Raw genomic sequence first — 16,677 nt, 5'->3', positions numbered from 1 at the left:
TATGTTTATCAAATTGTTCTATACCTTACGTACTTATGGTGTGCCCGTCAGTACGCGTGAGCTGCTTGACCTAAATGCCGCGTTAGATCAAGGGCTGATGATGCAGCCAATTGTCTCATCAAAGCAGGAAGATCCAGAGCTGTCTACCTTTGCCAGTCGTGAAGATATGTACCGGCTAATTCGGCTTTGCATGGTCAAAGACGAGCGCCATTTTGATAAATTTGACCGCGCTATGGCAGATTATTTTGAGGGTGTCGACAGCCTGGATATGGATGAGCTATTGGCTAAATTGACGGATATTCCTAAAGAGTGGCTAGATTTAAAGCTCGACCCAAAAAATCTAACCGAAGAGCAGCGCCGACTGCTGAAAAAATACGGCTCGTTAGAGGAGCTGATGAAAGCGCTTGAAGAGCGTCTAAAAGAGCAAAAAGAGCGTCATCAAGGCGGTAGTAAGTGGGTTGGTACAGGCGGTACATCGCCATTTGGTGCCTATGGTGACCATCCAGAAGGCGTGCGCGTTGGCGGTGAATCACGTAAACGTAGCGCCGCTAAAGTCTGGGAGCAGCGTAAATACCGCAACCTTGATGATGACAGTCAGCTTGGTACCCGTCAAATTCAAATGGCACTACGAAACTTGCGCCAGTTTGCTCGTACCGGTAGCGCCGATGAACTAGACATTCATGAGACTATTAAACGCACGGCAAAAAAAGGCGTGCTCGATATCCATATGCAAGCTGAGCGTCGTAATCGTGTCAAAGTATTGATGCTGTTCGATGTGGGCGGCAGTATGGATGTCCATGTTGAAGCCTTAGAAAAGCTATTTTCAGCGGCTAGAAATGAATTTAAAACCTTAGAGTTTTTTTACTTTCATAACTGTTTGTATGACTATGTTTGGAAGGACAATAATCGTCGCCATAGTGCGCCGATGCCAACGTATGAGCTGCTCAATAAATACGGTCGTGAATATCGCGTTATCTTCGTCGGCGATGCGTCAATGTCGCCATATGAGCTGATGACAGTTGGTGGTAGCGTTGAATATATGAACAATGAGGCGGGTATTGTTTGGTTAAAAAGGGTATTGGCGCATTTTGATAAAGTCGCTTGGCTCAATCCTGAAGATCCCGCATATTGGCAATATACCCAAACCATCGTTGAAATTAAGAAACTATTCGACAATAAAATGTATCCGATGACCTTACATGGGGTAGAAGAGATGACCAATTATCTAGCACGTTAATTTTGACGTTTGGATAAAGATACGCCCTAACTTAAAAACCTGTTAATCCCCATATTTTTTGACAAAAGCAGCCGTTATGACAGCATAGCGGCTGCTTTTTTGTCAAAAATAATCAGTTTTGCAGTCACACGGCATTGGTATGCTAAGTAAAGTGTGATAACATTCATTTAAAATGAATGTTATAAATAGATTGATGGTCTTAATAAAGGTTGACGACAGGATTTCACATTTTGTTGGCGCTACTTATTTATTTAAGTCCTTTATTTAAAAGATATCTATTTTCCATTTTTAATTGACCAATACGATAATTTACTAAGAGAAAAAATATGGCTTCACCAAAGACTTTAGAAATCGTCACCGCAACTGTTCCCGTCCTTGAAGAGCATGGAACGGCAATCACCACGGTGTTTTATAAAAATATGTTTGAAGAGCATCCCGAGCTGTTAGACATATTTAACGAAACCAATCAAAAATTGGGTCGTCAACAGACGGCTCTAGCAACGACCGTGTTAGCTGCTGCTAAGCACTTGGATAAATTGGCGACGTTATTGCCACAGGTCACGCAAATCAGCCATAAGCATCGTGCTCTACAGATTTTGCCTGAGCATTATCCTATCGTTGGTAAGCATTTAATTGGTACAATTAAGGAAGTGCTGGGCGAGGCGGCCAATGACGATATCATCGATGCTTGGACTGAAGCTTATGATGAGATTGCCTCAGTATTTATTCAGATTGAACATGGCATGTATGAGGAGGCGATGTGGCAGGGTTTTGCGCCTTTTGTAGTGACTAAAAAGGTAGCAGCTGCTACGGATATTGCTGCTTTTATAGTTGTACCAGCCAATGATAATGCAGAAAGTCATCAAGAGATCGACCTGAGCAAATTGACTTTAACCGCAGGTCAGTACATCACAGTGAAAACAGATCCAAAAGACAGTGACCATGTTGCCCTGCGTCATTACTCTTTGTACTCTGCTAGTACCGATGCAGGCATTCAGTTTGCGGTCAGACGCGACAATCGCAATGAGCATCATGGTTTGGTCTCTAACTATATGCACGACCAATTAGAAGTGGGTGACACGGTTTTATTATCGGCACCAGCAGGTGACTTTGCGCTCAATCAAGACTTGGTACAGCAAAATGAGATTCCGCTAGTATTGATGAGTGCTGGTGTTGGCGTAACCCCTGTGTTATCTATGTTGGAGGCACAAGTATTAGCCAATCCAAAACGACCTATTATCTGGGTTTATGCTTGCCAAAATGATGCGCATCACGCTTTCAATACTGAAGTGGAGACGCTGTTAGAAAAGGCTGAGACTGTAGATAAGCATGTCTTCTATTTTGAGTCTGGACAACTATTAGATGAGGCGTGGCTTGCTCAATTACCTAAGCCTGCTGATATTTATGTCTGTGGCTCGATGCCATTTATGGAAAGCATGATCGATGGGCTAGTGACGCTAGATCACGGTGTTGATAGCGTTCATTATGAACCGTTTGGTCCCAAGATGAGTTTGGGCGGTTAATTTTAGCTATTGTTAGCCATTAACTGTTGCTATTAATAAAAAAAGCACTTGGATGACAAAGTCGTCTCAAGTGCTTTTTATTCAGTGCAATTTATCTTATTTTTATCACTATTTTAAAAATGGATACATCGCCTAATCTTTATTTTCAACCAATCCAACCATCACACCCATCTCTTTTTTATCATGCTTATCAATGCTAGGCGCATATAATGCCGAAGCAATCCCGCCATCTAAAAACAGAGCATTCGGACAGTTTAAGTCATTCTTAAACAACGATGCAAATTGATAAAATGTCACTGGCTCATCGCTATTGACAAATTTTATGTGGCCGTCATCGCAAACACCTGCGCCATTACGAATCTTGAGTGAGGTGCTATCAGGATTAAACTGTGGATGTATCTCGTTATTGATAACCAACATAGGACCTGATTGGGTGGCATACCAAGGCTTCGCTTCGCCGCTGTTAAGCTGCTCGTTTAAGGCGTTACTTTCTGTGATATGTACTTTTCCAACTTTATCCCACCACATCACACCATTGGGTAATAAATGGAAATTGCCACCGCCTTCTTTGAGATTTAGCGATTTGATCTCTTCACCATCAATGATGGTATAGCCAATCGGTGCATAGTTCTCATTGTACATGCCGGCATTCATGGCAAAGCTCAGCGATTGATTGGAGGGCAATGTGGCTAATAACGTCTCAAAGGTGAGCAACGATTTCGTACTATCAGGCTGCTGCCAAAACAATTTCAATGAGTAGCGGCCATCCGTCAAAGCTTCAGCATCAATGCTACAAACACTATAAGAAAATAGTGCATCTTGAGTCTGACACGACCATTTTTGTATCTTGTTGTCAGCAGCATCAGTGCTTATCGGTTGGCAAGCACTGACACTTAGCAACAGTAGGGCGACTGCTCCTAAAGGTAAGGGAAGAGCGAAATTTGGCATCAATGATATATCTTTTATAGTATGGAGTGAGATACAAATAGTCAGGGCTCACGGATTTTTGATCGCTAAATCTCAATCACTGCTAGGCGGAAATTCGCGAAAAGTATTGTTGACGTTACCGATTAACTGCCCACCGCCTGTGATACTTGCAAAGTTGCCAAGGCTCTGTTCCACCGATGTGGTGGTTTCTCTACCTTTATCCCGTGAGTCTTTATTATAAGCAATGAGGGCATCATCATTGGCTAAAAAGCTATCCGGGTTCGCCATGACCCACATCTGATTAAACACATCTGCGCGGGCACTATTATTGAGTAGCGCTCCCTTATCAGTAAAATAAAAGAACTTCGATAATAGTTTTATCTGCCCATCATCGAGGCGGCGCGCGATATGATACGGTTGTAATTGGCTTGGGTGTTGTAAGCCGACCGCACCGACGATACTGGCTAGGGATTTCAGGGTGTTTTTATGGAAGCTTGCGACACGCTCAGCTTTGCTTGGTACATCCAGCGCTTTTTGACGATACGGGTCTTGGGTGGCAACGCCAGTCGGGCAAGTGTTGGTATGGCACGAACGTGATTGAATACAGCCAACAGCAAACATAAAGCCGCGCGCTGAATTACACCAGTCTGCGCCCAAGGCAATCATACGGGCAATATCGAAACCAGAGACGATTTTACCGCTCACGCCAAGTTTGATTTTATCGCGAATGCCTGCGCCGACCAAAGTATTGTGTATTAATAAAAATCCTTCAACCATTGGCATGCCGACATTGTCCATGAATTCGACAGGAGCCGCACCAGTACCGCCTTCTGCGCCATCGATGACGATGAAATCAGGGTAGTTATCGGTTTCAATCATGGCTTTCACAATCGCCATAAACTGCCAAGGCTGACCAACACAAAGTTTGAAGCCCACAGGTTTGCCGCCTGACAACTCACGCAGTTGTTGCCAAAAAGCCACCAATTCTCGCGGGGTGCTAAAGGCTGTATGCGACGAGGGCGACACACAATCTTGACCTGTCGGTACTTGACGGGTATCAGCGATTTCTTGGGTGATTTTCTCCGCGGGTAGCACGCCACCTTTACCAGGTTTTGCCCCTTGGGATAATTTAATTTCAATCATTTTTACTTGTGGATCAACCGCTTTTTCGGCAAAAGACTGCGGGTCAAAATTGCCACTATCATCACGGCAACCAAAATACCCTGTACCTAGCTCCCAAATTAAATCACCACCGAACTTACGATGATAAGGGCTGATAGCTCCTTCACCCGTATCATGAGTAAAGCCGCCCATTTTTGCGCCTTGATTGAGCGCCATAATCGCGTTAGCCGATAAGCTGCCAAAGCTCATCGCCGAGATATTAAATACCGACATATCATGCGGCTGCTGACACCGCTCACCGCCGACCATAATACGAAAATCTTTGTTTTCTAGAGGTTGGCTAATCGCTGATTGTAAAAACCATTCTTTACCATTGGTGTATAAATTATCTAGCGTACCAAAGGCATTGGTGTCACTAACATTCTTAGCACGTTGGTAGATTAGCGCTCGCTGCTGGCGTGAAAACGGTACTTGCTCTTTGTCATTTTCTAGTAAATATTGACGAATTTCAGGACGAAAGTCTTCAAGCACATAACGAATATGTCCGGCAACTGGATAGTTTTTCAAAATAGCATGCTTTGATTGTATGACGTCATAAATTCCCAAGCATACCCCAAACCCACCGAGAATAATTAACCACCAATTTAGCAATAGTAGACCTGCTAAAAATATTAATATAGCAGCGCCAAAGGTACTATAACGCAGCAATAAGCCGACCAAATACGGAGAGTTGGTTTTAGGTTCAGGATTTAGATTGGTACGAGATTGGGGCATGGCTACACTCAACAGTAATACATAAATATTAAAAAGGTGACAATGATTTAAAGAGAGAGTAGGGTAAAAACCACCCTCTTATGACCATTATTGTTAGACACTGACAAAGCGCTCAGATTTATCGCCTACATCATACACATATGATATCACTGCATAGCAGTAATTGGGTAACAGAGTGCTACTGTTGATGTTGCTAGTGGCGTGATTTTAACAGACAACTTGTACCAAAGTTTTCTGCTCATCGATCACTGTAAGCTTAATCTCAACGGGCAAAAATTGCTGAATGAGCCATGCTTGGGTTTCAGTGTGCTTACTAACGACACGCGCGGTAAACTCGCCACCGCCTGCTAATGCCAACGGTAAGAGTAATTGGTCGGTTAAGTATTCATTGACCAGTGAGTCGGTGTTAAATACATAACATTTGACTAAGCCTGATAAACGACAACCTATCTTTTCCGCCGAGCTGCGTTTCTCTCCTAATAAAGTGAACACCTCGGAGTGATGTTCTTTATGATTTTGGGTGTCAGAAACCTCATGAGTGACTTGTGCATAACAGCTATTGCCTTCACCAATGCCTTGCAATTTAAAGCTTTTAGTCGTAATTAGTGTCTTATCAATACCTGCTTCAACCAATGATGCTTGAGCACTGGCAAGCTCACGTTTGCAAATATCGTATTCTAAATTTAATGTATTCGCAGCCAGCTCTATGCCGATAAGCTCTCCACGCTTGGTTAGCTGTAAGGGTGGCGTATTCGCACGGCGCATAAATGGCGTTATCGTCGCTTTAATCATGCCGCCACCAATAGGCGCAAACCCTGCTTGCACGCATTCGATACCCACGTGCATACCCAATTTCGCTAATGCAGGGACGAACGCTTGCTGTAGGAAGTCCGTGGTTGGCGCGAGTGGATTGTGCGTGCCGCCTTTTATTGTTACGGTTGATACCGTTTGTGTGTTGGTATTGGCAAAAAGTAGGGCAGGGAGTAGCGTTTGTAGCACGAGACTTGTACTGCCAGCTGAACCAATATCAAAATGGTAATCACCAGATTGAATCGCATTAGGTGCAAAGCGAAACGATGAGCTACCCAACGCTGCACCTGCCACGGTAGCGTCTGATATTTGCTGCGAGGCTTGTACGCACATCAAGTGCTGACGCATCAATCCAGATTTAGCTCTTCCAGCACGAATATTGGTGATCTCGATTGGTGTGCCTGTGAGCATAGATAACGATAGGGCAGTGCGAATGATTTGCCCGCCACCTTCGCCTGAGCTGCCGTCAATTTTTAGGGTTTTTGGTTTTGTTTTAGTCATGAGTATTTATTATCTTTATTGGCAAATGAGTAGGGCCTCTGCGAGCTTCATTTTGGTACTCTCTTATGTATCAAAGTTCTTTATTCTTACCTTTAAATCATAACAGCCTTCAATAGCTTCCAAAATAATTAAACATAAGGCAATGAAGCCACTCAAAGTATTCACCATCAGATATAAGGATTTGTCTTTGACCTGATTGCTTGCCGTAAAATTTTAGAGATAATTCACCTTTTTCAAAATTTACATTGAAACCGATTTCTTGAGGAAGGTTTTTGTAAATATCTCTTTCTGTAAATTCTTCAAAGTCCATTAAGTCACCATACATACTATCAGGATAATTTTTCAGGAAAATGCTCGTAGCAACTAAAAATAACTCAATGATATCGATATAATTTTCAGCTTCTGAATATTCTATTGCTTCATAATCATGCTCAATTTTATTTCTTATTGTATTTAGCCTATACAAGATTTGAGGTGTTATCACGCCACATTTACCTAAATACTCAAGTTTCGAAGGAAAGTTATTTTTCGATTGTTTATATAGACTATATCCTAAAGAATTACAAAGGGTATCAACACGTCTATGTAAAGCTCGTTTCGAATTTGAGATAGCATTACATATACCTCTTAAGTCTTGAGAGTCTTCTAAGTCTTGTCTCGCAAAACTTATAAATGTTGAGCAGTATGGTTCTGATTCAGTTTCATCTTTGAAAGATTCTGGAGATATATAATACATCTCCAAGTATTCTAATTTAAAATCTTCTATCTTCATGTATACCTCAAATAATTCTAAATTTACAATGATTAGTGGCGCTTCTCACCCCTTAACACAAACCACCTGCCGCAAGGTATGTACCACTTCTACCAAATCACTTTGTGCTTGCATCACATCATCAATGTTTTTATAGGCCGCTGGAATCTCATCAATCACATCCGCATCCTTTCGGCATTCTACACCCGCAGTCTGTGCAATTTGATCGGCGACTGTAAATACCTTTTTCGCTTCAGTGCGTGACATCACTCGACCTGCACCATGCGAGCAAGAGCAAAACGACTCTTCGTTCCCTTTACCACGCACGATGAATGATTTGGCACCCATTGACCCCGGAATGATTCCGTATTCACCAACACGGGCACGGACAGCGCCTTTACGGGTCACAAATACTTCTTCGCCGTAATGCTCTTCTTTAGCCACATAGTTGTGATGACAGTTCACCGCTTTTACGGCAGCATCAAACGGCTTAGGTATGATTTGGTGTAGCGCTTTGATGGCTTTTTCCATCATGATTTCGCGGTTTTTGAAAGCAAAACGCTGCGCCCAACCAACCGCAAACCAATAATCATCAAAGTGCTCTGTACCCTCGGCAAAGTAGGCCAAATCTTTATCTGGCAAATTGATAAACCACTTGCGCATGTCCTCACGTGCCAACTCAATAAAGTAGCGACCAATGGCGTTACCCACACCGCGTGAGCCTGAGTGCAGCATGATCCAAACTTGGTTGGCTTCATCAAGGCACACCTCGACAAAATGATTCCCCGTACCCAGCGTACCCAAATGGTTAAGGTTATTAGTATTTTTAAGTTTAGGGTGCTTTTGGGTTATATAATTAAAGTCATCAACCAGAGTTCCCCAACCGTTCATTACCGTGTCGTCAGGGTTTGCCCACGCGCCCACATCACGATGTGAACCGCGACCCCGCGTTTTACTACGACCATGTGGAATTGCTTTTTCAAGCTCGGTACGCAGACCAAGCAAGCTATCTGGCAAATCTTTTGCGGTTAGGGTGGTTTGTACTGCCATCATTCCGCAGCCGATATCGACGCCAACGGCAGCCGGAATAATCGCGTCTTTGGTGGGCAATACCGTACCGATGGTCGCGCCAATCCCAACGTGTACATCAGGCATCACCGCAAGCCATTTATATACAAACGGCATTTTTGAGGCTTTGATCAATTGCTCGTGCGCTTTTGGGTCAACAGGGACGCCCTTGGTCCAAAGTCTGATAGGCGTTCCACCGTCTTGAATAATATTATGAGTAGTTGGTTGCATGGCATTTTCCTTAGCATTGCGAAGTGTGTTTATTATGAAAGATAATTCTTACTCTATATAATGCTAAGGGCGTGCCAAGTTTTTTAACTGCTAGAAATTATTTTTTAAGTAACTGATAATAAATGGTTTAATTTCTATATACTTTTCAAAAGGAAAAGATTGTTTAATCATGAGCTAAAAATATATAGAAATATATCTAACTAGATAGAAAATAATATACTATTTATTAATGATAATCAGTGATAAGTAATATTATGAACAGTGATCCAAACAACAAAACCGCCGTCATCGGTTTCCTCGGCACTACTTTAGACAATGGCTTTAATGACAAGCGTTGGCAACGTTGGCGTCCAACCGTCAGTTTGGGTCTGCATGATGAGCTGCTCGTTGATGAGCTGCATATCTTGTATAGCAAGCGTGATAAGCGGCTGTTTAAAATAATTAAGAATGACGTGGCACAAGTTAGTCCGAACACTACCGTTATTGGTCATCACGTAGCGTTGACCAGTCCTTGGGATTTTGCCGATGTTTATGCTGAGCTGTATGACTTTGCCGCAGGGTTTGATTTTCAGGACAATACCGATTACTTGCTGCATCTGACCACGGGTACGCACGTGGTGCAGATTTGCTGGTTTTTGTTGGTAGAGGCGGGCTTTATTCCTGCTGATTTGATTCAGACCTCGCCTTGCCCAAGACCCGACCAAGCGGATCCGCAAGGGCGCTATCAAATGATTGACTTGGATGTCTCACGCTATGATGGCTTGCGCGAGCGTTTTGAGGCAGAAAAGCAGCAACATTGGCAAACCTTACAAGCCAATTTAGTCACCCAAAATGCCGCTTATCAAAAGCTTATCTCCAATATCGAAAAGGTCGCAACCCGCTCAACTGCACCCATATTACTGATGGGCGCAACAGGGGCGGGCAAGTCACAATTGGCAGGCCAAATCTACGCGCTTAAAAAAGCCAAAGCCAGCAGCACGCAAGGTAAAAACACGCTTGAACAATTCGTCGAGGTCAACTGCGCCACGCTACGTGGTGACACTGCCATGAGTGTGCTATTCGGTCATGTCAAAGGTGCATTTACGGGCGCTGCGACGAGCCGTGATGGCCTGCTAAAATCAGCCGATGGTGGTTTATTATTTTTAGATGAAATCGGTGAGTTGGGGCTTGATGAGCAAGCGATGCTACTGACTGCATTGGAGGAGCAGCGCTTTTATCCGCTCGGTAGTGATACGCCGATTAGCGTGTCGTTTCAGCTGATGGCAGGTACCAATAAAGACTTGCGGCAAGCGGTCGCTAATGGTGAGTTTCGGGCGGATTTATTTGCGCGTCTCAATACGTGGACGTTCTTTTTGCCATCACTCAAAGACAGGTTAGAAGACTTACCTGCCAATATCGATTATGAACTGGCGCGCTTGGGTAGCGAGCAACAGCAGCAGTATCGATTTACCCCAGAGGCAAGGCAGCTGTATGAATCTTTTGCGATGAGTGTGGATGCAACATGGCAGGGGAACTTTCGTGATTTGACTGCCAGTATGATTCGTTTGACTACACTTGCTGAGAGTAAAGTTATTCGCAATGATGATGTGCAAGCGGAGATTGAGCGCTTAACGCATCTTTGGGATTTGCCTGACAGCTTGGATGGATTGAATAGGTTAGGTAGTGATAGTAAAGGCAATAACGCGAACAAAAGTAGCCTAAGTAATAATGGCTCTGACTCCGTTTTAAATAGTGACACTATTGAACAGGGTAGCCATAATATTTTAAGAAAATATCTCGATGAAGAGATTCTGACAACTATTGATCCGTTTGATGCGGTGCAACTGGCGTATGTGATTGAGGTGTGTATACGTCATAAAAACCAAGCGGCGGCTGGGCGCTATCTGTATGCCAACTCACGCGATAAGCTAAAAATCCCGAACGATAGCGACAGATTGCGTAAGTATCTGCTGAAATTTGGGCTGCGGTTTGATGAGTTAAAATAAAGCATCTTTCATAAGACAAAACCCATCAACTAAGCCATGATGCTTGTACTATAGATTTATCATTTGTTCTCTTTTAAACACCACTGCCAATCCGCTCCGCCAACGCCTGCAACTTAGGTACAATCGTTGCGGCATAATCTTCACTTTTCCAGTTGGCACTTGGCACACTGGCATTAAGCGAATACGCATACTGCCCAGTGGCAACATCAAAGACACCAATAGCCACGGCCAATATATCGGTAGAAAACTCACCGTCTGATACTGTATAGCCATGCGCTTTATAATGCTCTGCGGCGTCAGATAGAGCAGACTGCGCATGGTTATAATCTTCTGTAGATAAATGCTCTTTTAAATTACCTTCAATGACAGTCTGTCTCGCTGGCGAGCTAGCCGCATAAAAAGCGCGTCCAATCGCAGTACGGGCGACGGGCACTGCCGAGCCAACTTGCAAATTTACCGATAGGCGAGCAGGGCTACGACAACAAACGTGATAGCGCATTTCTCCTTCGACTTCGGTTGCTAAATTCACAGAGACTTCGTTTTCACTAGCGAACTGTCGCAGTAATGGCTCAGCTGCCGACACCATGTCGTGACGACTCCATGCAGTGGCGCTAAGTCGCACTGCACTACTGCCTAGTTGATACTGTCCGTGCTCAGTGACACGTAAAAATCCAAGCGTGGTTAAGGTATGGATAAGGCGAGTAATAGTTGCCTTTGGCAGATCTGTCATCTGACACAATTGCTGATGGGTGAGTCGATCATCATGTTCAAATGCTGCGAGTAAAGACAGACCGCGACCCAGTGCGGTAACGAACTGTCGATCATTATCGTCCTTACTTTGCTCAAGAATGGTGGTCATTCGATCGAGTAGTGGCGGAGCTGCCGATATGTTTTTTGTCATTTTATGCTCATTTTATTTGATAAAGGTTTACAGCGACCCGAAACTTTGCTTAAATGGTTTTAAACTATGAAACTGAGTTTCGCACAGCGGAATAAGTAAGTCAATAACCTGTGCAGTCAATTTACTCATTAATCACTACTCGTCGGTCAGGAAGACTGACATCAAGGAGATCCACATGGCAACATCTACGCGTCCAAGTTTCGATTGGGAAGATCCGTTTTTATTACGCGACCAGTTGACTGATGAAGAGCGCATGGTCACGGACAGCGCTCGTCAGTTTTTTCAAAAAGAGCTGATGCCTGGCATTGTTGAAGCCAATCGTAACGAGAATTTTGACCGTAATATCATGCGTCAAATGGGTGAAATGGGTCTGCTTGGTGTCACGATTGAAGGTTATGGTTGTGCCGGTTTATCTAGTGTTGCTTACGGTCTAATTGCCAAAGAAATCGAAGCCGTTGACTCAGGTTATCGTTCAGCGATGAGCGTGCAGTCAAGCTTGGTTATGCATCCTATTCATGCATACGGTACCGAAGAGCAAAGAGAGAGATACTTGCCTAAGCTTGCCACTGGCGAATATGTCGGCTGTTTTGGTCTGACAGAACCAGATTCAGGGTCAGATCCAGCCTCGATGTCGACGCGTGCGCGTGCAGTGGACGGCGGTTATGAGCTGACGGGTAATAAAATGTGGATTACCAACAGTCCTATCGCTGATGTGTTTGTCGTATGGGCAAAAGATGATGCTGGTGAGATTCGTGGTTTCATCTTAGATAAAGGTATGAAGGGTTTATCAGCGCCGAAAATTGAAGGTAAATTTTCATTACGTGCTTCAGTCACGGGTGAAATCGTTATGGACAAGGTATTTGTCCCTGAGGCCAATGCTTTCCCAGACATCCGTGGACTAAAAGGTCCATTTGGCTGCTTAAATAAAGCCCGTTATGGTATCGCATGGGGCGCGATGGGCGCGGCTGAATTCTGTTGGAAAGGGGCGCGTCAATATACGCTAGATCGTAAGCAGTTTGGTCGTCCGCTAGCCGCAACGCAGCTGGTACAGCTAAAGCTGGCCAATATGCAGACTGAAATCACCTTGGGTCTACAAGCGGCACTACGTGTCGGTCGTTTGATGGATGAAGACAACGCAGCGCCTGAGATGATTTCACTGATTAAGCGTAATAACTGTGGCAAGGCACTAGATATCGCACGTATTTCTCGTGACATGCATGGTGGTAATGGTATCTCTGATGAGTTCCATGTCATTCGTCACGTCATGAACTTGGAAGCGGTCAACACTTATGAGGGCACACATGATATCCATGCGCTTATCTTAGGTCGTGCGCAGACAGGTATTCAATCATTCTTTTAAGCGTTTTTAGCTAAAAATGTTTGGTGCAACTGTATTCTATGACGTACGTTATTGTTTGGCTTTTTACGAAGCATATATAAGCAGTAACGTACGTTTTTCAGTTGTTATTCATGATTTAACTGCTTAGCAATTACATCATAAATAACAATTTTATTATCAAAAATACGCCATACAATAAGGGATTATTATGACGGATATGCCAAAAGGTGCATTATACGGTATCAAAGTGCTCGACTTATCGAGAGTATTGGCAGGTCCTTCTTGTACCCAAGTACTTGCAGATTTGGGCGCTGAAGTCATCAAGGTTGAACGTCCGCATATCGGTGATGAAACGCGCCACTGGGCGCCGCCAACATTCAGCGATGACACCTCTGCTTACTACGCTACCATCAATCGTAATAAAAAATCTCTCACCGTCGATATCACCACGCCTGCAGGGCAGGCCATCATTAAGAAACTGGCCACTGATAGTGATATCTTGGTAGAAAATTTCAAAGTGGGCGGTTTGAAAAAATATGGATTAGATTATGACAGTCTAAAACAAGACAATCCGCGCCTTATTTATGCGTCATTGACAGGGTTTGGTCAAACAGGTCCAGATGCCGCGCGCCCTGGTTACGACTATATTATTCAGGGGTTGTCAGGACTGATGAGTATCACGGGTCCGAGCGATGGCGAACCGCATAAAGTTGGCGTCGCAGTGGTCGATTTGTTTGCAGGATTGCAGCTGACGATTGGTATTCAAGCGGCTTTGATTGCTCGTGAGATTACGGGGTTAGGGCAACAGGTAGACGTTGCACTTTTAGATAGTGCGCTTGCCATGCTGGCTAATGTTGGTATGAACCATTTGGCATCCGACAAAGTCCCGCCAAGACTTGGCAATCAGCATCCCAATATCGTGCCTTATCAAGTGTTTGCAGGTCAGGGGGAGGCGCACTTTATCTTAGCTTGCGGCAATGACAGTCAGTTTGCCAAACTTTGTGATGTGCTTGCAGTTGATTGGCATAGCGATGAGCGCTTTAGGATCAATCCACAACGCGTTGCCAACCGCGAGCTGCTGTGTGATGAGCTGAGTAATAAATTTGCCGAGCAACCACGCACTTATTGGTTAGAAGTTTTAGATCAAGCAGGTATTCCGTGCGGAGCGATTCATAATATCGCTGAGGCCTTGGCCATGCCACAAGCGCTGGCACGCGAGATGGTGGTTGATTTTGCCACGCAAGGCAGTCCGGTAAGAGCACTTGGTAGTCCAATCAAACTATCTGCATCACCCGTCACTTATCGGTCACCGCCACCGAAGTTGAGCGAGCATACCGAGAGTACGCTTGCTGATTTGGGCTACGACAGCGACATGATTGCTAAGCTAAAAGCCGATGGCATTGTTTAGTTAAGCATCGAACAAACACCGTTGGAAAAATGTTAAACAAAGGAATGTTAAGCATGAAAATATATATCCATGAAAATCTAAGTCTACATAGACCATTACCTTATTTCTCTTATGGAAAGATGCATGAGCCGTTAGAAATACCAGAGCGTATGGTTGAGTTCTTAAAAGCACCAGCAGCGTTAGGGTTAGAAGTGACGACCGCTACCGATATTGGCATTGGGCCTATATTAGCGGTTCACGATTTTGGTTACGTTGAGTTTCTCAAACATGGCTATGATGACTGGATAGCAGTCGAGGAAGACTTGGGCGCGCAGGTACAAACGGGGATTTTTGTGCCGTATGACAATCCCGGTATCGGTATCATGGCAAAAGCAGCAAAGTATCAAGCGGATGATAGCGCGCCTATCAGCGAGCATTCTTGGACGTCCATTTATTGGTCGGCACAGACTGCACTCAATGCGGCTGAAGCATTGCTGAACGATGATTTATCAGATACCGAGCGTGCCGAAAGTCATATACAGATTTGCTTTTCACGACCGCCTGGTCACCATGCGCGCAAGAGCGCAGCAGGTGGATTTTGTTACCTTAATAACGCCGCCATCATCGCCGAGCATCTACGCCAGAAATACGAAAAAATCGCCATCATAGACACCGACATGCACCACGGACAGGGTATCCAAGAGATATTTTATGATCGCAGCGATGTGCTTTATACCTCGGTTCACGGTGACCCCGTTAACTTTTATCCCGCAGTGACAGGGCATGCGTTTGAAAGGGGCACAGGCGTGGGCGAAGGCTATAACATTAACTTCCCGATGCCACATGGCACCGATGAAGCTGGGTTTTTTGAGTATGTTGATAAATCTATCGAAGCGATGACGCTATTTGACCCTGATGTCATTGTGCATGTCTTAGGTTTTGATGTTTATGAGAACGACCCAGAAGCGAGATGTGCGGTGAGTACGCAAGGATTTAAAATATTGGCACAAAAGATGAAAGCGCTAAACAAACCACTGATTGTTTTAGTCGAGGGCGGTTATTACTTGCAAAAGCTTAATGACAATTTGCAAGCATTTTTATCAGGGCTTATTTCAGAAGATTAACAGTTATCACCAAAATAACTGAAAGAGTGTGAAGTAAGCAAGAAACTAGCAGCGTTTTAACTTTATTTATTATCGATAAAACCCAAACGCTGCTCAATTTGCTGCGCCAATTCAATCAATACCGCGCTGACCTCAGCACGCTTGGACTCATATTCGCCTTGCAAAAAGCTAACCGCCATACCCGCAACGGCATTGCCTGACGCATTGCGAATATAAGTACCCAAACAATACATCCCTTCGCGAAGTTGCCCATCATCGAGTGAGATGCGACTGTTTTGAATGGCGGTCAACTCGGTGGACAAATCGCTAAAGTTATCAACACCGTGTTGGGTAATAGGTGCGGGGAAACCGGTAGCGTAGATAGATTTTATATTATCCATAGAAAAGGTTGAGAGCATGGCTTTGCCCGTGGCAGAGAATACCGCTGGTACGCGAACACCAGCGCGAAAGGTAAAGCCAAGCGGGGCAGGCGCTTCATGACAGGCTAAAAATACCACTTCACCTAAATCAAGTTTAGATAAAGTAACTGTATGTTGAAGAAGAATCGGATACTGGACAATGAGGTCTTTAAATAACTGGATGACGCCTTGCTGCTGCTCATACTTACCCGCCCAATACATCAAATAAGAGCCTAAATGAAAGCGGCTATCGCTGTCTTTATAGATGACATGCTTGGTCAAAAGACTTTGCAAAATATTGTGGGTTGAGCTACGTGGTAGATTGAGCTCTTTCGCAATATGAGCTGCCGTTAAAGGCTGCGCACTGTCGGTAATTAAATCTAAAATCTGAAAGGTTTTGTCCAAGGCAGGAACGGCAGTTGAGCTCATAAGGAACCTATAAAAGTCAGTAAAATTGGGAAAATATAAAAATAACGCGATAAATCATCATTAAAATGAGAATAGGGGTTGCAAATGGCTGGCTATCATTCTTATAATGATGTCTCATATATAGAATATATGTTCAGTATATTGAACACTTAACAAGTTATCAATAATTA

13 protein-coding genes are annotated in these 16,677 nt (G+C 44.0%); 6 read left to right on the top strand and 7 right to left on the bottom strand.

Annotated features, from left to right (window positions below; translation table 11 throughout):
• Position 1: 1 nt before the first annotated feature.
• Both JMW64_RS08665 and JMW64_RS08660 read left to right on the top strand, forming a co-directional pair.
• A complete protein-coding gene (locus JMW64_RS08665) occupies positions 2-1,237 on the top strand; it encodes a vWA domain-containing protein (protein ID WP_201554210.1) in 1,236 nt (411 codons plus the stop codon).
• Between the two features lie 326 nt (positions 1,238-1,563).
• The gene (locus JMW64_RS08660) at positions 1,564-2,760 is read left to right on the top strand and encodes a globin domain-containing protein (protein ID WP_201554208.1); all 1,197 of its coding nucleotides are present in this window, start codon (positions 1,564-1,566) and stop codon (positions 2,758-2,760) included.
• Positions 2,761-2,892: 132 nt separating this feature from the next.
• On the opposite strand, the gene JMW64_RS08655 is transcribed toward JMW64_RS08660, so the two are convergent.
• From JMW64_RS08655 to JMW64_RS08635, 5 genes are all read right to left on the bottom strand, one after another.
• Entirely contained in the window at positions 2,893-3,708 is an 816-nt protein-coding gene (locus tag JMW64_RS08655; RefSeq protein WP_201554206.1) for a phosphodiester glycosidase family protein, read from the bottom strand.
• 72 nt (positions 3,709-3,780) lie between these two features.
• Positions 3,781-5,583: an FMN-binding glutamate synthase family protein gene (locus tag JMW64_RS08650; protein WP_087813738.1), complete on the bottom strand. Its 1,803-nt coding sequence runs from the start codon at positions 5,581-5,583 to the stop codon at positions 3,781-3,783.
• 207 nt (positions 5,584-5,790) lie between these two features.
• Entirely contained in the window at positions 5,791-6,894 is a 1,104-nt protein-coding gene (gene rtcA / locus JMW64_RS08645) for an RNA 3'-terminal phosphate cyclase (protein ID WP_201554204.1), read from the bottom strand.
• Positions 6,895-7,003: 109 nt separating this feature from the next.
• Complete coding sequence (locus tag JMW64_RS08640) at positions 7,004-7,666, bottom strand: hypothetical protein (RefSeq protein ID WP_201554202.1); 663 nt, start codon at positions 7,664-7,666, stop codon at positions 7,004-7,006.
• Positions 7,667-7,711: 45 nt separating this feature from the next.
• Complete coding sequence (locus tag JMW64_RS08635) at positions 7,712-8,944, bottom strand: RtcB family protein (protein WP_201554201.1); 1,233 nt, start codon at positions 8,942-8,944, stop codon at positions 7,712-7,714.
• Positions 8,945-9,198: 254 nt separating this feature from the next.
• Between JMW64_RS08635 and rtcR the strand changes: the two genes are divergently transcribed.
• On the top strand, positions 9,199-10,929 hold the full coding sequence (gene rtcR / locus JMW64_RS08630; protein WP_201554199.1) for an RNA repair transcriptional activator RtcR: 1,731 nt from the start codon (positions 9,199-9,201) through the stop codon (positions 10,927-10,929).
• A gap of 73 nt (positions 10,930-11,002) precedes the next feature.
• On the opposite strand, the gene JMW64_RS08625 is transcribed toward rtcR, so the two are convergent.
• The gene (locus JMW64_RS08625) at positions 11,003-11,830 is read right to left on the bottom strand and encodes an IclR family transcriptional regulator (RefSeq protein ID WP_201554197.1); all 828 of its coding nucleotides are present in this window, start codon (positions 11,828-11,830) and stop codon (positions 11,003-11,005) included.
• Between the two features lie 175 nt (positions 11,831-12,005).
• Between JMW64_RS08625 and JMW64_RS08620 the strand changes: the two genes are divergently transcribed.
• From JMW64_RS08620 to JMW64_RS08610, 3 genes are all read left to right on the top strand, one after another.
• Entirely contained in the window at positions 12,006-13,190 is a 1,185-nt protein-coding gene (locus JMW64_RS08620) for an acyl-CoA dehydrogenase (RefSeq protein ID WP_201554196.1), read from the top strand.
• 187 nt (positions 13,191-13,377) lie between these two features.
• Positions 13,378-14,577 carry a CaiB/BaiF CoA transferase family protein gene (locus tag JMW64_RS08615; RefSeq protein WP_201554195.1) on the top strand — a complete coding sequence of 400 codons (1,200 nt, stop codon included), beginning with the start codon at positions 13,378-13,380 and terminating at the stop codon, positions 14,575-14,577.
• Positions 14,578-14,630: 53 nt separating this feature from the next.
• Positions 14,631-15,680, top strand: coding sequence for a histone deacetylase family protein (locus JMW64_RS08610; RefSeq protein WP_201554194.1), 1,050 nt, complete (start codon positions 14,631-14,633; stop codon positions 15,678-15,680).
• A 62-nt stretch (positions 15,681-15,742) separates the two neighbouring features.
• Here JMW64_RS08610 and JMW64_RS08605 read toward each other — a convergent pair whose 3' ends face one another.
• Complete coding sequence (locus JMW64_RS08605; protein ID WP_201554193.1) at positions 15,743-16,507, bottom strand: IclR family transcriptional regulator; 765 nt, start codon at positions 16,505-16,507, stop codon at positions 15,743-15,745.
• Positions 16,508-16,677 lie beyond the last annotated feature (170 nt).

This window comes from Psychrobacter immobilis (assembly GCF_904846065.1).
In the GTDB taxonomy this organism is placed as follows: Bacteria; Pseudomonadota; Gammaproteobacteria; order Pseudomonadales; family Moraxellaceae; genus Psychrobacter; species Psychrobacter immobilis_H.
The sequence above is the reverse complement of the archived record's forward strand: the minus strand, read 5'-3'. Positions and strand labels throughout refer to the sequence as shown.